This is a genomic window from Oceanobacillus sp. CF4.6, from assembly GCF_051262635.1.
GTDB lineage: Bacteria > Bacillota > Bacilli > Bacillales > Amphibacillaceae > Oceanobacillus.
Map to the genome: position 1 here is coordinate 1 of NZ_JBIMEX010000008.1, position 18706 is coordinate 18706.

Annotated in this window: 23 protein-coding genes; 14 read left to right on the forward strand and 9 right to left on the reverse strand. The window is 37.2% G+C overall.

What is annotated here, in order from left to right; genetic code table 11:
- Positions 1–143: 143 nt before the first annotated feature.
- The gene (locus ACHABU_RS12795) at positions 144–1199 is read right to left on the reverse strand and encodes a C45 family autoproteolytic acyltransferase/hydolase (RefSeq protein WP_435765292.1); all 1056 of its coding nucleotides are present in this window, start codon (positions 1197–1199) and stop codon (positions 144–146) included.
- A gap of 152 nt (positions 1200–1351) precedes the next feature.
- Here ACHABU_RS12795 and ACHABU_RS12800 point away from each other — a divergent pair, with 152 nt between their 5' ends.
- A complete protein-coding gene (locus ACHABU_RS12800) occupies positions 1352–1615 on the forward strand; it encodes a hypothetical protein (protein ID WP_435765293.1) in 264 nt (87 codons plus the stop codon).
- Between the two features lie 29 nt (positions 1616–1644).
- Here the strand turns inward: ACHABU_RS12800 and ACHABU_RS12805 are convergent, their stop codons facing one another.
- Complete coding sequence (locus tag ACHABU_RS12805; RefSeq protein WP_435765294.1) at positions 1645–1896, reverse strand: hypothetical protein; 252 nt, start codon at positions 1894–1896, stop codon at positions 1645–1647.
- Between the two features lie 116 nt (positions 1897–2012).
- Positions 2013–2465, reverse strand: coding sequence for a YndM family protein (locus ACHABU_RS12810; protein WP_435765295.1), 453 nt, complete (start codon positions 2463–2465; stop codon positions 2013–2015).
- Between the two features lie 111 nt (positions 2466–2576).
- Here ACHABU_RS12810 and ACHABU_RS12815 point away from each other — a divergent pair, with 111 nt between their 5' ends.
- From ACHABU_RS12815 to ACHABU_RS12835, 5 genes are all read left to right on the forward strand, one after another.
- A complete protein-coding gene (locus ACHABU_RS12815; RefSeq protein WP_435765296.1) occupies positions 2577–2795 on the forward strand; it encodes a YdbC family protein in 219 nt (72 codons plus the stop codon).
- An 875-nt stretch (positions 2796–3670) separates the two neighbouring features.
- A complete protein-coding gene (locus ACHABU_RS12820; RefSeq protein WP_435765297.1) occupies positions 3671–3946 on the forward strand; it encodes a hypothetical protein in 276 nt (91 codons plus the stop codon).
- A gap of 134 nt (positions 3947–4080) precedes the next feature.
- Positions 4081–4266, forward strand: a complete 186-nt coding sequence (locus ACHABU_RS12825; RefSeq protein WP_435765298.1) for a hypothetical protein — start codon at positions 4081–4083, stop codon at positions 4264–4266.
- 12 nt (positions 4267–4278) lie between these two features.
- Positions 4279–4533, forward strand: a complete 255-nt coding sequence (locus ACHABU_RS12830; protein ID WP_435765299.1) for a spore coat protein — start codon at positions 4279–4281, stop codon at positions 4531–4533.
- A 183-nt stretch (positions 4534–4716) separates the two neighbouring features.
- A complete protein-coding gene (locus tag ACHABU_RS12835) occupies positions 4717–5160 on the forward strand; it encodes a GNAT family N-acetyltransferase (RefSeq protein ID WP_435765463.1) in 444 nt (147 codons plus the stop codon).
- A 148-nt stretch (positions 5161–5308) separates the two neighbouring features.
- Here the strand turns inward: ACHABU_RS12835 and ACHABU_RS12840 are convergent, their stop codons facing one another.
- Entirely contained in the window at positions 5309–5656 is a 348-nt protein-coding gene (locus ACHABU_RS12840) for a winged helix-turn-helix transcriptional regulator (protein WP_435765300.1), read from the reverse strand.
- Between the two features lie 125 nt (positions 5657–5781).
- Here ACHABU_RS12840 and ACHABU_RS12845 point away from each other — a divergent pair, with 125 nt between their 5' ends.
- The 5 genes from ACHABU_RS12845 (at position 5782) to ACHABU_RS12865 (ending at position 9554) form a co-directional block, all read left to right on the forward strand.
- A complete protein-coding gene (locus ACHABU_RS12845; protein WP_435765301.1) occupies positions 5782–6840 on the forward strand; it encodes an LLM class flavin-dependent oxidoreductase in 1059 nt (352 codons plus the stop codon).
- Positions 6841–6852: 12 nt separating this feature from the next.
- On the forward strand, positions 6853–7419 hold the full coding sequence (locus ACHABU_RS12850) for an NADPH-dependent FMN reductase (protein WP_435765302.1): 567 nt from the start codon (positions 6853–6855) through the stop codon (positions 7417–7419).
- Between the two features lie 413 nt (positions 7420–7832).
- Positions 7833–8060, forward strand: a complete 228-nt coding sequence (locus ACHABU_RS12855; RefSeq protein WP_435765303.1) for a hypothetical protein — start codon at positions 7833–7835, stop codon at positions 8058–8060.
- Between the two features lie 125 nt (positions 8061–8185).
- Positions 8186–8407 (forward strand): heavy-metal-associated domain-containing protein, encoded by a 222-nt coding sequence (locus tag ACHABU_RS12860; RefSeq protein WP_435765304.1) that lies wholly within the window; start codon positions 8186–8188, stop codon positions 8405–8407.
- Between the two features lie 430 nt (positions 8408–8837).
- Positions 8838–9554 (forward strand): Crp/Fnr family transcriptional regulator, encoded by a 717-nt coding sequence (locus tag ACHABU_RS12865; protein ID WP_435765305.1) that lies wholly within the window; start codon positions 8838–8840, stop codon positions 9552–9554.
- A gap of 155 nt (positions 9555–9709) precedes the next feature.
- Here ACHABU_RS12865 and ACHABU_RS12870 read toward each other — a convergent pair whose 3' ends face one another.
- Entirely contained in the window at positions 9710–10237 is a 528-nt protein-coding gene (locus ACHABU_RS12870; RefSeq protein WP_435765306.1) for a ribonuclease H-like YkuK family protein, read from the reverse strand.
- A gap of 155 nt (positions 10238–10392) precedes the next feature.
- Between ACHABU_RS12870 and ACHABU_RS12875 the strand changes: the two genes are divergently transcribed.
- Positions 10393–10788, forward strand: a complete 396-nt coding sequence (locus ACHABU_RS12875; protein ID WP_435765307.1) for a hypothetical protein — start codon at positions 10393–10395, stop codon at positions 10786–10788.
- A 50-nt stretch (positions 10789–10838) separates the two neighbouring features.
- Here the strand turns inward: ACHABU_RS12875 and ACHABU_RS12880 are convergent, their stop codons facing one another.
- Positions 10839–11813: an L-lactate dehydrogenase gene (locus ACHABU_RS12880; RefSeq protein WP_435765308.1), complete on the reverse strand. Its 975-nt coding sequence runs from the start codon at positions 11811–11813 to the stop codon at positions 10839–10841.
- 858 nt (positions 11814–12671) lie between these two features.
- Here ACHABU_RS12880 and cydD point away from each other — a divergent pair.
- On the forward strand, positions 12672–14402 hold the full coding sequence (gene cydD, locus ACHABU_RS12885; protein WP_435765309.1) for a thiol reductant ABC exporter subunit CydD: 1731 nt from the start codon (positions 12672–12674) through the stop codon (positions 14400–14402).
- Complete coding sequence (cydC, locus tag ACHABU_RS12890) at positions 14399–16120, forward strand: thiol reductant ABC exporter subunit CydC (protein ID WP_435765310.1); 1722 nt, start codon at positions 14399–14401, stop codon at positions 16118–16120. Before cydD ends, cydC begins: the two co-directional genes overlap by 4 nt.
- 74 nt (positions 16121–16194) lie before the next feature.
- Here the strand turns inward: cydC and cydS are convergent, their stop codons facing one another.
- Genes cydS through ACHABU_RS12905 form a run of 3 tightly spaced genes read right to left on the reverse strand, consistent with a single transcriptional unit; the run spans position 16195 to position 18673 of the window.
- Positions 16195–16305, reverse strand: a complete 111-nt coding sequence (gene cydS / locus ACHABU_RS12895) for a cytochrome bd oxidase small subunit CydS (protein ID WP_379497106.1) — start codon at positions 16303–16305, stop codon at positions 16195–16197.
- Between the two features lie 5 nt (positions 16306–16310).
- Positions 16311–17336 (reverse strand): cytochrome d ubiquinol oxidase subunit II, encoded by a 1026-nt coding sequence (locus ACHABU_RS12900; RefSeq protein ID WP_435765311.1) that lies wholly within the window; start codon positions 17334–17336, stop codon positions 16311–16313.
- A complete protein-coding gene (locus tag ACHABU_RS12905) occupies positions 17333–18673 on the reverse strand; it encodes a cytochrome ubiquinol oxidase subunit I (RefSeq protein ID WP_435765312.1) in 1341 nt (446 codons plus the stop codon). Before ACHABU_RS12905 ends, ACHABU_RS12900 begins: the two co-directional genes overlap by 4 nt.
- Between the last annotated feature and the right edge of the window lie 33 nt (positions 18674–18706).

Here is an 18706-nt window from a genome sequence, read left to right on the forward strand (position 1 = left end):
AAAGCGAAGTGTATTTCTCAGAGCGGTTGCCGAAGTTTCTGCTTACTGATAGAAAACCAGCAGTTACTTCGCAGTTTATAGAAAATGCAATGAAAAAAGCAAAAAAAATAATAAAAGAGCCTTGAGCAGTGTTATTTTCAGCCCTATTCTTCTGGGATAGGTGAGTCATTTATAAAAGTGTCCGTGGAATCGAGTTCTCCTTTTATTCGGGTTATATTTAGTTTTTCGCCATTCAGCCATTTGGTGAAATCAAATATTAGTGGAGGTCTATTTCCTCCTAGAGCAAACCAGGCTTTCATTTCTTTTGGTAAGTAAGCAGCAGTATGTAGCGTGCCTGCCCATGCTCCGTACTTCTTTGAGAAAATACCCTTGTCTGTATCATTTAACATCTTATAGGCTTGGAATGGATCTGTTATCGTTATTTGCTCTTGCTCCATCACTTCTTGTCTTCGAATTGAATCATCCATCTGATAGCGATTTTCTACAGTTAATTTTTCAAAATGGTTGGTACATATATTAGATTGGCGAATAGTTACGTTTCTTGGTGAAATTTCAACAACTACAGATTCACCCGTTGGATCCAGCAGAACATAACTAAAGGAATGGCGATGTGGAATTTCTTTCAAAAGTGAAATAGCTTCCTTCACACTGGCACAGGTTTCCAATATAATACGTCCAACCATATTGCAGAGAAATCCATCATCGGATTTCTTACGATTGACAAAGTTATAGCCCATGACCAGACCTTTTTCATTTAAGCCATCTGTCCTTCCTGTTATCTGCATCGAAGGTCCAATTACTGCGTATCCGCTATCTGTTGGCTGGTAAAGTAAATACCGTCCTTCATAGGTAAGTGGGGCATTATCATAGTTACGAATCATATAGTCCGAATCAGCAAAAATAGAGCAGCCACTACGCCCATACTCATAGTAATATCCGCCGAACTCACGGATGGAATCCTCAAAATCCATGGACAGCGCATCTGCAAGACCGTGAAGCTCTTCCCATATTGCCGGGGCAAAACGTGCGAATGCTTGTCTTACTTCACTTTCTTCAAAAAGAAAATGCCTCCAACGATTTTTCGATTGTTTTTTACGATGATATAGGACCTTGGAATCTTTTAACAGCTCACCTTGCATATATCCAAAATCATAATGATTACCGCGAAACTGAATAATATCGCTAAATACTTTTGGCATTATTTTTCTCCTTCATTGCTTGCTATATCCTCAAGCAAGAGTTTACTGGAAAATGATAGCTAATGGAATGAATTTGCTTCATTCGGGAATAGTATCCTAAGTTAAGACCTTATCTCGATCCAGAAGTAATTTACGAATTACCTAGAGACGTGATGCTTTTGTATGCATTTGATAAGCCGATATTCGTTGTTGATGCATATGCCAGAAGGATTTTTTACAGATTGGGAGTTAACATGCCCGCAACCTATGATGGTTTAAGAGTGGAGGTTGAAAAGGAGTTACCAAGTGATTTAAAACTGTATAATGAGTTTCATGCATTGCTAGTAGAACATGCAAAAGTACATTGTAAGTCAAATCCTATTTGTGAGTGCTGCCCATTAAACACTATCTGTGAGCAACGTCTTACGAAACGATAATAATTAACAGGAGAAACTCCATAGAATAACTAAGGATTTCTCCCGTTCTGAATTTGGTCCATCTTTTTCTGCAAATCATCAATCTGTTTTTGCATTTGGTTGAACTGTTGCATGGTGAATTGTCTTTCATTCTCTAAAGGACTAGGCTCCGAAAACTCACTTTCATAAATGATCGTTGAACCGACAAATGCAATCACACTTCCAATTGTTGCAAGCATTCCTCCATAATATAATAGTCGATCACCAATGTCTGGGGGAGTATCTTTGTACGAGTTATTCATCACAGTACACTCCTGTAAAAAGTTTATAAGATAGCATATGAATAATTGGAAGAAATATTTACAAAAAGATACGTGTCAAAATTTTATCGTATCGTGGAATCGTGTGGCAGATATCATCAATCATCTTCCGATTTTGGCTTTAAATTATGTATATCGTCTTCTTCAGCGACTTCTATCTGCATCTGATTAAGTTTACGAAAATAACCAATTTCATACGTTTGCTTGTTTAATACTTTTTCTTTCATGTAGATGTGAAAAATCGATTCACTAATGGTCATACTTAGACCAGTTGCCAATGATGCTATTAGAATGAACTCACCAGTTCCTATGAATAGGGTACTTAGAAACCAGACTGAAATAGTGGCAAGCCCAAAGTCAGCTATAGCTGCAAGAAAATAACCGAACCTGGGTAAGATGAAGAGATCCCCGATTACATATGCAATACCTGTTATAAGTACACTCATGAAAAATATTTCACCTAACCCAGCTGTTAAAAATATCGTTAAAATAGAAAAAAGTACAATGGAAGTTATTGCAAATTTAATAGCTAATGCTTTTACATGTCTCAAAGGTCTTACCTTCCTTTCTAAAAAAGATGTGAAACGATGATACTTAGTATTAGAATTTTTTGATTTAATATACGGTGTAAATTACAATATATAAAAAGGAGTCGATACATGATGGCAGAGCTGAAATATGAAATTATTGAAACAATTGCAGTACTTTCCGAATCACCAAAGGGTTGGACAAAGGAATTAAATTTAATCAGCTGGAATGGAAGAGAACCTAAATATGATTTGCGGGACTGGGCACCTAAAAAAGAGAAGATGGGAAAAGGAGTAACGCTTTCTGAAGAGGAATTAAAAAAATTGCAAGAAGTCATGGCTGCGTTGAAGTAAGTTAAAAGTAACTTTAAAATTACTTTCGATGGTATTTTTATAAAAGTATATAGGAGAATGCGAGCAGTAGTTTCTTTGAATTACTGCTCTTTTTTGTGGGAAAGGAGGATTATTCAATTAAGAAATAGAAGTAATAGTTAGGCATTGCGAAGATGTAAGAGAATGATAACCATAAGACACGTATTACATTTATTATAAAAGATAATTCATGACGGGGGAGATCAAATTTACAGAAATCATTAAAAATAACCAAGATATTCTTATATTCCTATACTGTATTGTTTTATTATGGACGAATATAGGATACTTAAAAGAGCACAAAAGTATAAGAGAAGGAATGAAAAATATCTCTTCTGAGGACGAAATAGAGATCGATGTTAATCGTTTTTCACTTGTTATTTTCAGATTAATATTTCAATTTTTTAGAAGTTGGTTAATATATTTGATTGTCTTTCAGCTAACAGAAAATGCCATGATTATTCTTATACTTGGTGTCTCAATAATAGCTGATTTATATCATTCCTTCTACAACTCAAGTTTAGAAAATCTAAGTAAGTCTAACCTAAACTTATATCGGATAGTAGCAGATACACTATTTATTACCGCCTTTGTTATTTATTATTTTGCACTTTCATAAGGAATTTGGAAAAGTAGAAGAGTGATTCATAACTCCGTCTTATCTGATGCTGGGAGTTATCAGTGAATGAAGGTGGTAAAACGAAATATACCTCGTCTTTAGGCAATTTTTGTCTTAGGGCGAGGTTTTTTGTTTTTATTATTAGTGAATTTATAACGATTACCTGCACATAATGCATTAAATCTGAGGAACAATAGATAAAGATTTTTAGTGACTTAAAAAAACGGAGGGTATGTATATGGTCGAGCAGAACATACATCAGCAATTACAGCAGGCAAGTCAGCAAATAAAAGAAGCGCAAGATGCTATTCTAAGGGCACAAGGTTACGATCGCCAACTATTGGAACAAGCAGAGCAGCAACTGCAGCAAGCGGAACAGGAATTGGAAAATACACAAAACGAGGCAGGTACAGAGGCAACAGAGAATCCGCAATTTCAGCAAGCATACGAAAAACTGCATAATACAAGACAACAAGTTAAAGAAGCGCAACAAAATATTAATGATGTTCTATAAGAGAGGCTAGGGAACTGGAACTTAAAGGTAGGTTTTCTGTTTTATTTGTACAGTGAATTTTTTACTTTTTTTATGAAGTATTTCTTTTTTTGTAATGGGTAAATTAAAGGTGATCATGGAGGAGGGATACAATTATGAATAATTTAACAGAACTTGAAGTTGAACATCTGCGCCATATTATTGGTGGGCATGGTACGATTGCGAATAAATTGGATAACTATGCACAAAGTAGCACAGATCCAGAGTTTAAAACCATTTTACAAAAAGATGCCCAAGCAGCAAGACAAGCCAAACAACAATTAATGAACTTTTTAGGATAAGGAGGAATAACAATGTTACAAGACAAAGATATGGTCAATGATTATTTAGCGGGTTTAAATGCTAGCTTAACAGGATATGCTGGCTACATTAGTGAATCCAATAATGCTGAATTAAGACAGACCCTCATTCAATTAAGAAATCAAGATGAAGTTCGCCAACGAACACTATATGACTTTGCTCTTCAAAAAGGCTATTATCAGCCTGCTGCTCCAGCTTCACAAGAAGTTGTACAACAGTTAAAAACGCAATTGAACACTGGACAGTAACACATAAATTCTTGCCCTAATCATTAAAATAAGTAGTGCTTACCAAGTGAGACAGGTAGCACTGCTTTTTTTATCCTGAATTTATTGCTTCCCTTCTCAAAATAAGTGTAAAATGAAGATAAATCGTAATTTCTTAAGATAATACATATTTAGAATTATTGGAGAGGAAGATGTTGTTTGGCAATGATTGAACGTGCAACAAAAGAAGATGCAAACGAGATTTTAGAGATCCAAAAACTTGCTTATATTAGTGAAGCAGAACTATACAATAATTATGATATCATGCCTTTAAAAGAAGATATCGAAACTGTTATCGAATCATTTGATAAGAATGTAGTGTTAAAATATTTCAACGATGGTAAAATTGTCGGTTCCGTCAGAGCATTTGAGGAGAATGGGAACTGTCACATTAATAAACTCATGGTACATCCCGAATATCAGAATCAGGGTATAGGGAGAAAATTGATGGAAGAAATCGAAAAGTACTTTAATCATGTTACTTTTAAACTGTTCACGGGCAGCCGCTCAACGAAGAATATAGCACTTTATGAAAAACTTGGTTACAAAGGATACAAAACAGAAAAATTGGACATTGAGGATACGGTGTTTCTATTTATGGAAAAGTAAAAGGACTCAGGAAATAGAGTCCTTTTATACATTATGATTTTGCATATTCTTATGTTCAGTGACGACCAGAAGAGAATAGCAACAAGCGGTATTAATAGGTTACTAATTCCTATCATCCGAGCCCCTTATGTTGTGTTTATCTTTCACATTATAAAATTTCTTGATTCATTTTTTTCCTTTTATGCAATGTGTGATTTGTACCCCATTCATGCATGGCTTCTAAAATCGGTTCCAGGCTTTTGCCGTATTCTGTAATGGAATACTCAACTTTTGGAGGAACTTGTGGATAGACAACGCGTTGTATAATATCTTCTTTTTCCAGTTCGCGTAACTGTTTGGTTAGCATCTTTTGTGTGACTTCAGGCATGCTACGTTTTAATTCACTAAAACGTTTTGTACCCTCCTGCAGTAAATGTAATAAAATAATCGGTTTCCATTTTCCAACTAAAATACCTAATGCATCCTCTACGCGGCAATATTCAGGTATCTTTTCCATAAAACATTCTCCTTAGTATCTTTTTGTATACTATACCACTTTTAAGTGCGTACTTCCTATCATTATTAATATAGTCTATAATAACAGTAGAAAGTACATCGTTGGATAGAAGGGTTGAGTCATAAATGGAAAAATATCGTATTGATCAAAGTAAAGGATTGGAGTTCGGACTTTATACATTGGGAGACCACATACCAAATCCATTAACAGGAGAGAGGATTTCTGCTGAACAACGTATTCATGAAATCATTGAATTAGCGCAGTTAGCTGAGCAGGCAGGGATTGACTTTTTTAGTGTGGGTGAAAGTCATCAGGAGTATTTTACAACGCAAGCGCATGCTGTTGTTTTAGCAGCGATTGCTCAGGCTACAGAAAAAATTAAAATCGCTAGCTCGTCTACGATCATCAGTACATCTGATCCAGTGCGTGTGTATGAGAATTTTGCTACACTTGATTTGATTTCCAAAGGACGCGCAGAGATTATTGCTGGTCGTGCATCTAGAGTTGGGCTATTTGATTTATTAGGCTACAAACTTCGTGATTATGAAGCGTTATATGAAGAAAAGTTTGAGTTGTTATTAAAGATCAACAGGGAAAAAGTTGTCAATTGGAGTGGAGAGTTCCGTGCACCATTAAAAAATGCAGAAGTTATCCCCCGTCCGCAAAACGGTTCCATGCCGATTTGGCGTGCTGTAGGTGGACCACCTGCCAGTGCAATTAAAGCGGGTTACGCAGGTGTGCCAATGTTCCTCGCTACTTTAGGAGGGCCAGCTACCAGCTTTAAGTATTCCATTGATTCTTACCGTGAGGCTGCGAAAAGCAGTGGTTTCAATCCGTCGGAGCTTCCGATATCTACTGCTGGTTTCTTCTATGCTGCTGAAACAACACAGCAGGCCCAGAAAGAAATATATCCACACGTTAACCAGGGACTGGAGCTCATTAACGGTCGAGGCTATCCGAAACAGCAATTTGCTCAAGGAGCGGATAAGCGAGATGTGATGAATATTGGTAGCCCGCAACAAATTATCGAAAAAATTCTTTATCAGCATGAACTATTTGGTCATCAGCGCTATATCGCACAAATCGACTTTGGTGGTGTACCATTTGATAAATTAATGAAAAATATTGAGTTGATCGGTACAGAAATTCTACCGGCAATCAAAAAATATACGGCACAAACGTAAGGAGTTGAGATAATGAAGGTTGTTGGAGTATCCGGTTCAATCGTGGGATCAAAAACAAGAACGGCAATGGAATCCACCGTTAAAGCAGTTACTGAAAAGTACCCGGAAGCATATGTGACATTAATTGATTTAGCTGATTATGATATTCAGTTTAGTGATGGCCGTAATTATTTGGAGTATACAGGTGATACAGGATATGTAACGAAAACTTTGATGGAAGCCGATGCCATCATTTTCGGTACACCAATTTTCCAAGCGTCCATACCAGCCACATTAAAAAACATCTTTGATTTACTACCAGAGCAAGCTTTTCTGGATAAAGTTGTTAGTATGGTTGTAACAGCAGGTTCACCAAAACATTATTTAATTGCAGAAAATCAATTAAAACCTATTTTGGGTTATATGAAAGCACAAATGGTTCAGACGTATGTATTTATTGAAGAAAAGGATTTCTATCGAAAAGAAATTACGAATGATGATGTGTTATTCCGTATCGATCGCTTGGTTGAAGATACAGTCGTATTAACGAAAACATATACCGAAATTCGTGAAGCAAAAGAAGCAGAATATGGATTTTGAAAATAGAGTTGAAAAGATGTTATACGAAGAGTACTTGATAGAGAGCGCTAATCTGCAGAAAGGATTAGTGCTCTTTATTTATTTAGAATCTGTCAAATACACTTTTTAATCTTGGGTAAGAAAGAGGCTTTTTTATCATCACAGAGTTGAGATAAACTCCCTTAGATAGATTCGATTTACTTTTAAATGCTGCGAAGTAACTGCTATCTCGCCGTCCGGGATCGCTCTGGGCGGATGCTTTCCGCGGGCACGGCCTCAGCCTCCTCGAGAAACCCACTCTGCGGGGTCTTCGGACACGTGCTTTTCCCGCAGGAGTCACCGCCCGCCGCTCACCCGGACTGGTGTAGGCAATAAAACGTAATAAACAGAAACTTTTTAAGTAATTATTCGTAGGAAAGTATAGGAGGTGCAACGTGAAAAAATATTTCGCATTTATTATCAGTTTTATTTTATTGTATTTTGTCTTCCAGATTGGAACAGGGTTACTACTCACAAATGGTTATACTCCGAACATGTCTTCAATTGGTGGAAATCATAATCAGCAAGTAGAATTTGGATTTGTTTCAGGTTTTCCACTACTGCTAATTTTAATGATTGCTACATTAGCCTATTTCATATCTCAGAAATTAGTAAAATCGTAAAAAGTACCGAATAGTACATTTAAGCTAATTTTATATGTAAATTACTCCGAAACTTGATGCTAATCAAGTTAATCTTATGAAATACGCATTACAATAAGGATATAAATAAGAGGGAGGAAAACAAAATGAGTAAAGGCGTATTTCAATTAGAAACCCTAAGTTGCCCATCATGTATTAAAAAGATTGAAACAACATTAAGTAAAACAGAAGGTATCGAATCTGCTAAAGTTTTATTCAATTCCAGTAAAGTACGAGCAGAATTTGATGATACTAAAATTGAAGCAAGCAAAATAGAAGAGACAATTAGTAAATTAGGTTATCCAGTGAAATCAACAAAAGTTTCTTAATATAGATTTTTAAGAGAAAGGCATCTGAAATTCAAAAAGAATTTTCATATGCTTTTCTTTTTTTATGCCGTAATTGATTTTGGTCAATTTTTTTAATCAAGAATAGCACTACAATGAAGACATAAAGAAAACAATAATGGAGAGGAGAAAGTGGAGAAGTGATGGATAATTTCTCCAAAGTGGATACACTTATTTTTGATAAAACAGGTACATTAACAAAAGGGAAACCGGAAGTTACGGATATAAAGACATTAAAAAAATCGTAATGCTGACAGGGGATAATCAACATACAGCTGAATTGGTTGCAACGAAGTTAGGCCACAGAGTAAATCCTTTACATTAAAGGGATTAAATTCTACGATAGATATACACATCAAAAAAAAATATAACAACAAATCCAACTAGTAATATAGGTGAAGGAGTGAAACAATTGAGTAAAGATGAACTGCATTCTTCGACACACTGCATTCATCATACCAATGATGCGCATCAATCATGTGTTTCATTGGTACCGATTTTTAATCATCTCGAAAACGACCAAATGAATGAGATAATGACAACAGCACAATCTGTTTCATTTAAAAAGGGTGAAATTATTTACCATGCAGGTGAACAATCGGATTCCTTATATATTGTGAATAAAGGGAAAGTGAGAATCTATCGATTAGCAGAATCTGGAAAAGAACAACTGGTGCGAATATTAAATATAGGAGAATATACGGGAGAATATGCGCTATTCAATGAATCCACGCACGAATCATATGCAGAAGCGATCATGGATACAAGTATTTGTAAGATTAAACGATCCGATTTACAAATGCTGCTTTTAAAATATCCCTCCATTTCCTTTAAAATTCTCACGGAATTCTCTAAGAGACTGGACCAGTCAGAAACACAAACGACACGCTTTGCGACTGAAAAAGTAGAGACTAGAATAGCACTTTTTTTAGCTGAGTGTGTGGATAACGAAGCACAAACGGACGAATTTATATTGCCGATGAGTAAAAAAGATTTAGCTTCTTATTTAGGAACTACACCTGAAACCGTTAGCCGCAAATTGGCAGATCTTGAGGAACAAGGACTAATTAAGCAGAAGTCACATAAAAGGATTGAAGTTTTTGATTTAGATGGTCTGCTCCTAGTGTGACACCTTGGCATTCTTATAGTAAATCGAAAACAAATTTCAATCTAATCAATTTACTACATTTTCCTCTACCGGATATCCTTGTATGACTTCTTCCACGCCCTAAAGTACACATCCGGGCGTTTGTTTCTTTTTCAAGCACATGTATGTAATTCCAGTTATTTTGTGAAATGATTCGCGTAAGAACTCGCGACAAAAGAATCCGGCTTGATTTTTGGTTCGATCCCTAAAATTTCCATTCGCAATACCATTTCATCGACAAAGATTTTTGTTTTGTTTCTGCTTCCAGATCCAATGTCAATATGACCTTCAATCGAGAAGGATGCACCTTTATATATATTTGGTAAAATAATGTCAATTAATTGTTCTATCTTTTCGTCGCTGAACATAGAAACTACTTCTTCTGTTAATGTAGTTTCTAAGGAGATTCTCTCATGAAGATTAATCATCTTCCTTGGTACCATTACTTTTCGAATACAAGCCCAGGCACCCTTCGTTTTACAATGAATAACAATACCGGTTATAAATCTTGTATAGTCAGGGTGGACTTGCGAATCGGTACCAAACATCAGCTTATAGCAACCGTTTGGTTCTTTTTCCATAAATTGTTTGATATACTGAAACACCTGACTGAATGACATATTCTTTCTGCTCAAATTTTGAAAATCATCGTTTAACTTAGTCATAAATTGATAGCCTCCTACTACGATTGGAGTTATTAATTTTCTGAAGCCTATACTATAATTATAAGTAATACATGTTTAAAAAATTCCTAAATTAATGTAAATTACCATGCTGAGTGAAAAGTTAGTCTGGAGAATAAATAAGTTGGAGGTTTCAGGTGAAAGAAATAGTTATTATACTAGCAGAAATCGTCAATCAAATACATGATATTTTAGTAGATATGCTTGGCTTAACCATGTCGGATAAAGAACTGCATTTTTGGGTCATTGGTGTAATCGGAATGGGTACTTTTTTCGTCGTTTATTTCTTTTTCAAACTTCTAGAAAATATGAGATGGAGTACAACTATTTTTTCATTCATTTATACGTTTACCATCATGATTGTAATTGTGTTTGCGATAGAGCTTCAGCAGGCCATAACGAATAGAGGGAATATGGAATTTGCTGATGCAGTAATGGGACTATGGGGCTTTATGGTCATGTTTTTTGTCTACGCAGTTATTGCATTGGTTATTTATCTCTTTGTAAAGTTTAATAAAAATAGAAGAAGGTAGTAGTAACAAAAAAAACGAGCGTTTTGAGCTCGTTTTTTGTTTGTATAGGATTAGCTTTTTGGTTTACATTCTTCAAAATATGGTGCCAGGATATCCTTTAATACGTTGACACTGTTGCTGAATTTGTATTTCTCATCCTGATCAAGGTCGATTTCTACAATCTCTCGAATTCCATTTCGGTTAATAATTGCAGGTACACCAATATAGACATGGTCTTCCCCATAGCTGCCATCCAAATGAGCCGATATTGTCAGAATGGAGTTCTCGTTTGAAAATATTGCCTTTGTAATCCTAGCAAGTCCCATAGCAATTCCGTAATAAGTTGCACCTTTACTTTGGATAATGGAGTAGGCAGCGTCCCTAACATTCACAAAAATTTCATCAAGATCTTCCAGCTTGTATTTATCATTCCTGCTAATAAGTTTTCGGATTGGTGTCGTTCCTATACTGGCAGAGCTATACACAGGTAGTTCGCTGTCTCCATGTTCTCCGACAATATAGGCATGCACATTATTCGGTGCCACTTTAAAGTATTCACCTAATGAATAACGAAATCTTGCTGTATCCAATATTGTACCTGATCCGATAACGCGTTCTTTTGGCAGACCACTGAATTTCCATGTAGCATACGTAAGAACATCGACAGGATTGGTTGCTACAAGGAATATGCCATCAAAGCCACTATCCATAACTTGATCTACAATGCTTTTGAAAATTTTCAAGTTCTTTTCTACCAAATCAAGTCTGGTTTCCCCAGGTTTCTGATTGGCACCAGCACAAATTACAACTAAGTCTACATTTTTACAATCTTCGTATGTACCAAAACGAATGTTCATGGGACTTGGCGCAAACCCTTTTCCATGATTTAAATCAATTACATCTCCTTTTGCTTTATCCTCATTCAAATCGATCATTACTAAATCATTCACGATCCCTTGATTCATTAAAGCAAATGCATAACTAGATCCAACAAATCCTGTTCCGATTAAAGCTACCCTACTGATACGTACATTATTGTCTATCATGATAATGACCTCCATACGTTTAAAATACCTTTAGTTATATTGCCCTAAACCTAATAAAATTTCACGTATAATGATAACTGTGGGAAATTTAGAATGTCTCTACTAATCACCTTGCTAAACTTGGTGAAATATGGATATTTTAATGTCTGTTGATTTATAATCTTCGCTATTGAGATAAACTGCGACGTAACTTCTATCATGTTAGAAATCATTTTCAGGAGAAATGTGCTCTTGCTACCGTCCGGGATTGCTCTGGGCGGATGCTTTCCACGGGCACGGCCTCAGCCTCCTCGAGAAAATCGCTCTGCGGGGTCTTCGGACACGTGCTGTTCCCGTAGGAGTCACCGCCCAGAGCAATCCCGGACTGGTGAAGTTGTATGATGTTATTTTAGCACCCGCAAGTATAGTAATTGTTAGCAACCTTAACTAGCTATGGGAAATACACGGAGACTCCAACGGGAAGAGAGGCATAGGTGAGACACTGAAATGCGTCAGCATGAAGGGGCTCACCAGCCGCCCGTGGAAAGCGCAGTGTATTTCCCATAGCGGTCGCCGAAGTTTCTGCATACTGATAGAAAACTAGCAGTCACTTCGAAATTTATAGAAACTCTGAAGTAAGAAAAGTAACTAAATTAATAAAAATCCGGAATGCTTAGGACAAACAGTTATCCAAAGTCAACCGGAGCAGTGTATCACGATTCCTCCTCATAATGTATCCATTTCATTCTGCGAAAGTTGAGTGATAATAAAATCGACATTTGTGTTAACTCAGGGTAGTAGAATTTACTACGATGAGTCAAATCATGTATACTTATGTGAAGGTGTTCACTAACCTGATTGCATATAGGAGGCATAACAATGAACAAGCTTAAAGAAATGACGATGGAGCAGAAAAATAAATTGGTCCTTCTGATCATTTTAGCTATAATATCAGGTTTTGCGATAATTGGACAAGGTTATCTGTTTGTTATGATTGTTGATCGTATATTTTTGAAGGGTAATTCCTTTTCTGAAATTATACCACTATTAGTAGGACTAGTGGCAGTTCTTTTAACTAGAACCTTTTTCACATATTTGAGTGGGAGAACAGGGATTAAGATGGCTTCGATCGTGAAGGGGAAATTAAGACAGTCCCTTTTAAATAAATTTTCGAATAACCCTAGGCAAGCATCATTGCATGGGCAATCCGGACAAAAGGTGAGCGTAATGATGGATACGGTGGATGAAATCGACAGTTATTATAGCAGCTATCTTCCGCAAGTTATCCAGTCATCTATCATCCCAATCATGCTTCTTATTGTCATTTTCATGGAACACTGGACAACAGGTGTCATTATTCTGGTTACGGCACCATTTATCCCAATCTTTATGATGGTCATTGGATTTAAAACGAAAGATAAATCGGAAGAACAATTTGATAAAATGGCTGCATTTTCAGGGACATTTCTTGATACATTACAAGGGTTAACGACACTTAAATTGTTCGGACGTGCCGAGCAGCAAAGAGATAAAATTCGAAAAAGCAGTTTGGATTTCCGTGATGCAACAATGGAGGTACTGAAGGTAGCATTCTCAAATTCGTTAGCACTTGAATTTATATCCATGCTAAGTATTGGTCTTGTGGCACTGGAAGTTGCGGTGCGCATGATTATTTTTCAGGATATTACATTTTATACCGGTTTCTTAATGCTCATACTTGCTCCGGAGTTTTATACCAAATTGAAGGATTTAGGTAGTGCCTTTCATACTGGAAGAACGAGCATGGGAGCTGCGAAGAAATTGGAAAATGAGTTATCTGAACAGGAACAGGCAGTTGAATGGGGAGAAGCGTCTATTCCAACGAATCAACCACCGTCCATTGAACTGGCTGGCGCTGGGTTTAGCTATGAATCGAACGGGTTTGCTGTTGAAAATATCAGTACGGTCATTCGTCCTTATGAACAGGTTGCAATTATAGGCAAAACTGGTGCAGGAAAATCGACACTTCTAAATATGATAGCAGGTCTTGTTTCACTAAAAGAAGGTGAGATGAGGATCAATGGAGAAAAAAGAGAGCTCATAAGTGAAAAATCCTGGTTTGATAGCCTAAGTTATATTTCCCAGGATCCATATCTTTTTTCAGGAACCATTGCGGATAACATCGCAATTGGTTCCATAGCGGAAACGACACGTGAAGAAATAACCAAAGCAGCTGAGAAGGCAGGAATAAATAAGCTAATCGATACACTTGAAAAAGGGTATGATACACCAATTGGAGAAGCTGGAAGAGGAATCTCTGGTGGTGAAAAACAGCGGATTGCTATTGCAAGAGCCTTTTTAAAACGTCCCTCTATCATTCTTTTTGATGAGCCAACTACCGGATTGGATTTGCAAACAGAGCAAATTCTCCAATCATCTATCAAAGAGCTTGGAGAAAATTCAACAGTTATTACCGTAGCTCACAGACTACACACGGTTAAGAGTGCAGATAAAATTCTGTTGCTGGATAACGGAGAACTACGCGCATTCGGTACACATACAGATCTGTTAGAGTTAGATGAAATGTATCGAAATATGGTAACTGTACAGCAGGGAGGGGAAGCGCAATGAAAGGTTTAAAGTCTGTAATTCTCGTTTTGCTGAAGGAAAAAAAGGATATTGTTCTTTCCATTATCTGTGGATTTATTGCCGGAATTACTGCTGTCGGTCTTTTTTCATCTAGTGGATATTTAATTTCACAGGCCGCACTTGCTCCGCCTATTTACACATTAATGGTGCTTGTTGCCGTCGTCAAACTGCTTGGAATTATTTCCGCATTAAGCAGATATGGGGAGAGGTATTTTTCCCACCGAGGGACTTTTACGATGCTTGGCAACCTGCGTGTGTCTTTTTATGAAAAACTCGAACCACTTGCTCCAGCAATCTTTCAAAAATATAGAAGTGGGGATTTGCTATCCAGAATCGTTGGAGATGTGGAGACATTGCAAAATTATTTCCTGCGGGTTTTCTATCCACCTATCGTTATTGTACTTGTATTTCTCGTTACGATATTTTTTACAACATTCTTATCCATCGAAACGGCATTCATTCTCGTTGTTGGGTTGCTCTTGACAACTTTTGTTGTTCCAGCACTTTTTGGATACAGCCAACGAAAAGTGGATCGTAAAGTGAGGCAGCGCAGAGGGAAACTATCGACAGATGTCACGGAGTTTTTATATGGTTTTCGTGATTTGAAAATATATCAGCAAGTAAATGACAAAGAAAAGGATTTAATACAGTCATCGAATAATTATGTGGAGGAGCAGGAACGGGAAAGCATCCATCATTTGTTTAGTGAATCGGTAAATACCTTTATATCACTTCTCGTCTCTGTAACTATTTTGGCAGTGGGAGCTTACTTGGTTACAGAAGGGCAATTGGACGGAATATTTCTTGCATTGCTTGTCATGATATCACTGACGGTATTTGAAAATACAACTGCCATGGCTGCGTATCCAAGCCATTTACAGGATAGCAGACAAGCTGTAGCGAGATTGGATAATGTTGTAAATGAAGATGAGCCGTTACCGCAAAATCAGACAGAAACGATAGAGCAAGGAATCGCTCCCTCCATTGAATTTAAAAATGTGCGTTTTTCCTTTCCTGGAGAATCAAGTGATACACTGAAAAATATATCCTTGCATCTTCCAGCAGGATCCAAAACGGCAATCGTTGGACCTAGTGGCTCAGGAAAATCGACAATCATGCAACTGTTACTGAAAATATACCCTGTCCGTAATGGGGATATCTATTTCAATAACCAATCCTTCTTGCAGACAACACAGGAAAGCGTCTGGGAAAATGCCAATGTTGTACTGCAATCGAATCATTTTTTCTATGGAACAATTAGAGAAAATCTTGAACTTGCAAAGGACGGCTTGAGTGATGTCGAAATGAAGGAAATCCTCCGAAACGTAGAGCTCGGCCAATTGGATCTCGATGATCAAGTGCTGGAAAAAGGGGAGAATCTTTCGGGTGGAGAGAAGCAACGATTAGCGATAGCCAGAGTTATGGCACGAAAAGCCCCTTTCTGGTTACTGGATGAACCGACCTCATCGATTGATGTATTAACAGAGTCTAAACTGTACGAGCGTCTTTTTGAAGTTGCGAAAGATGATACCGTTATTCTTATTAGTCACCGACTTACAGGTTTAGAGAAAATGGATCAAATTATCGTAATGGAACAGGGAACAATTATTGAATCCGGAACTTATGATGAATTGATGAATCAAAAAGGCTACTTCCAACAGATGAAAGAGATTGAAAAGAGCGTATTTCTAGGGGAGTAAATAATTTCGTCTATACCCATAAGAAAAAGGCAGTCTAAGGTATACCACCTTTAGACTGCCTTTTAAGCATTCCGTTAATCTTTCTTAGTAACTATTTCATCTTTTCCAGCTACCAAAAATGCGAGTGCGATTGCGACGATAATAATGAGAAAGGGAGCAACAAAAATTAGAAAATCGTTAAACATCTGGATCACTCCTCCTTATTTTTATTACCTTGTACATAGTTCTTATCAAAAAGAAACAGTTTCATTAATAAATATAATGATGGGAGCAAGAGAGCCATTCCCAGAATAAATACGACGACAAGTGAGATTGCCATTGCTGTATTGGTGAATCCTTCATATATGGTCAGATGTGGATAAAGTAAATATGGATAATGTGATATTCCATATGCGAAAAATGCCAAAGCGAATTGCCCTACAAGAAAGCCGAACGCCAGTCCATAATTTTCCCGTTTCCATAGAAGCCAAACGGTTCCAATCCATAATACGAATGATAAGGCGAACATCCACCAAAGATCCATAATCCTGGAAAAGTGTTCTTCATTATGAGAACTCAATTCATAGATAATTCCACTAGCTGCAATGATTAATGGTATCGACCAACCGATTGCATATTTTCGCATGAGATCCGTAGCTTTAACATCACCGGTTTTATTTGCGTACCAAGTAAGGAATACAGCCGAGATATAAAGTACAGCTCCAATACTAAGAACAACAATGGACCATGTTAATGGACTCGTGAATAAGGCTGCATAATCCAGTACCGGGTTTCCGTCAATTATGGATACAAAACCGCCTTCTGAAATAGTCAGCACAATGGATAAAGAAGCTGGAATCAATAAGCCTGAAGCTCCATACATAAATGCATATCCTCTGTGACCGCTAGTTCCATACGATTCAAAAGCATAGTAGGAACCTCGAATTGCAAGCAATATCAAACCAATACTTCCCGGAATGAGTAGTATTGTTCCGAAATAGTATGCTGTTTGTGGAAAGAACCCGACAATTCCTACGAAAAAGAAGACAAAGAATACATTTGTCACTTCCCAAACAGGGGAAAGATAACGTTGAATTATTTTTGATAGAATATGCTGTTTGCCTGTGATGATGCTGTGGGCATTAAAGAAACCTGCGCCATAATCAATGGACCCGACAATAACATATCCAAACAGGAATAACCAAAGTACGGACATACCAAGAATCTCTAAACTCATGATGGATCACCACCTTGCATTTTTTCGAGCTCTTTCTCTACGGGATCATTTTTGAAAATTCGCCTGAGCACGACAACTGTCCCAATTCCAAGAACAAGGTAAAGACCTGCAAACAGGATAAACATATGTCCGACATATTCACTCGTTGTTGCTGCTTGATCGACCGTCATAATCCCTCTTAATATCCAAGGTTGTCGACCAACTTCAGCCATCCACCATCCTGCTTCAATTGCAAGGAAGGATAATGGTCCACCGAGCACTATTAGCCAACGGTACCAATTTGCCTTAACAAATGGCCAAGATCGTTTAATGCCAATCCAGTAAACAAGGGATAGGAAAATCATAAATCCGCCAATCGTAACCATGGTGTCAAAGAAATAATGTATGACCAATGGAGGTTGTTCTTCGACAGGGAATTCATTCAACCCGATAACCTCAGATGTAGGATTTCCGTGAGCAAGCATACTTAATGCAAACGGAACCTGAATTGCATACTTAACTTCTTGTTTATCGTCCAATACGCCATACATGAGCAATGGTGCGCCTTCTTCTGTTTCAAAATGCCATTCAGCAGCAGCCAGTTTTTCTGGTTGGTATTCTGCTAAGTATTTACCGGAGAGATCCCCAATTAATGCAGTAGCTATTGCGAATACAAGACCAACTTTCATTGTCATATACAACGCTTTTTTGTGATATTCATGATTGGATCCTTTAATTAACTTGAAAGCTGCAATCGCTGCGAGCATAAATGCTACTGTCATATAAGCTGTAGCTAAAACATGCGATACCTTTGTAGGCATGGATGCAGTGAACATTGCTGCCAATGGGTTTGCATTCATCAGTTGCCCATTTATAATATCAAATCCACCTGGTGAATTCATAAACGAATTTACGATCGTAATAAAGAAAGCTGACATACCCGCTCCGAGGGCAACAGGGATTAACAATAGGAAATGTTTTTTAGGATTTTCAAATCGATCCCACGTGTACAAATAAATCCCTAAGAAAATTGCTTCAAAGAAGAAAGCAAATACTTCCATAAATAAAGGTAGTGCAATAATGTTACCGGCAAGTTCCATAAATCTAGGCCACAGTAAAGAAAGCTGTAGTCCAATAATCGTACCTGTTACAACACCAACGGCAACTGTCACAACAAAACCTTTCGCCCATCTTCTTGCCATCAAAATATAATGATTATCATTCTTTTTGATTCCAATCCATTGTGCGATCATAATCATTAGTGGTACCCCAACCCCGATTGTTGCATAGATAATGTGAAAGGATAAGGTTAGGAGGGTTAGTAATCTGCTAGCGTATACTGGATCATCAAATAACAATGTGAAATCCTCCTCTTTAAGTACGCAAGTATA

Bases quoted from the DNA above. Each gene is read 5' to 3' on its own strand.
- ACHABU_RS12795 (WP_435765292.1), bottom strand. From the start codon at position 1,199: ATGCCAAAAGTATTTAGCGATATTATTCAGTTTCGCGGTAATCATTAT.
- ACHABU_RS12800 (WP_435765293.1), top strand. From the start codon at position 1,352: ATGCTTTTGTATGCATTTGATAAGCCGATATTCGTTGTTGATGCATAT.
- ACHABU_RS12805 (WP_435765294.1), bottom strand. From the start codon at position 1,896: ATGAATAACTCGTACAAAGATACTCCCCCAGACATTGGTGATCGACTA.
- ACHABU_RS12815 (WP_435765296.1), top strand. From the start codon at position 2,577: ATGGCAGAGCTGAAATATGAAATTATTGAAACAATTGCAGTACTTTCC.
- ACHABU_RS12820 (WP_435765297.1), top strand. From the start codon at position 3,671: ATGGTCGAGCAGAACATACATCAGCAATTACAGCAGGCAAGTCAGCAA.
- ACHABU_RS12825 (WP_435765298.1), top strand. From the start codon at position 4,081: ATGAATAATTTAACAGAACTTGAAGTTGAACATCTGCGCCATATTATT.
- ACHABU_RS12830 (WP_435765299.1), top strand. From the start codon at position 4,279: ATGTTACAAGACAAAGATATGGTCAATGATTATTTAGCGGGTTTAAAT.
- ACHABU_RS12835 (WP_435765463.1), top strand. From the start codon at position 4,717: ATGATTGAACGTGCAACAAAAGAAGATGCAAACGAGATTTTAGAGATC.
- ACHABU_RS12840 (WP_435765300.1), bottom strand. From the start codon at position 5,656: ATGGAAAAGATACCTGAATATTGCCGCGTAGAGGATGCATTAGGTATT.
- ACHABU_RS12845 (WP_435765301.1), top strand. From the start codon at position 5,782: ATGGAAAAATATCGTATTGATCAAAGTAAAGGATTGGAGTTCGGACTT.
- ACHABU_RS12850 (WP_435765302.1), top strand. From the start codon at position 6,853: ATGAAGGTTGTTGGAGTATCCGGTTCAATCGTGGGATCAAAAACAAGA.
- ACHABU_RS12860 (WP_435765304.1), top strand. From the start codon at position 8,186: ATGAGTAAAGGCGTATTTCAATTAGAAACCCTAAGTTGCCCATCATGT.
- ACHABU_RS12870 (WP_435765306.1), bottom strand. From the start codon at position 10,237: ATGACTAAGTTAAACGATGATTTTCAAAATTTGAGCAGAAAGAATATG.
- ACHABU_RS12880 (WP_435765308.1), bottom strand. From the start codon at position 11,813: ATGATAGACAATAATGTACGTATCAGTAGGGTAGCTTTAATCGGAACA.
- cydD (WP_435765309.1), top strand. From the start codon at position 12,672: ATGAACAAGCTTAAAGAAATGACGATGGAGCAGAAAAATAAATTGGTC.
- cydC (WP_435765310.1), top strand. From the start codon at position 14,399: ATGAAAGGTTTAAAGTCTGTAATTCTCGTTTTGCTGAAGGAAAAAAAG.
- cydS (WP_379497106.1), bottom strand. From the start codon at position 16,305: ATGTTTAACGATTTTCTAATTTTTGTTGCTCCCTTTCTCATTATTATC.
- ACHABU_RS12900 (WP_435765311.1), bottom strand. From the start codon at position 17,336: ATGAGTTTAGAGATTCTTGGTATGTCCGTACTTTGGTTATTCCTGTTT.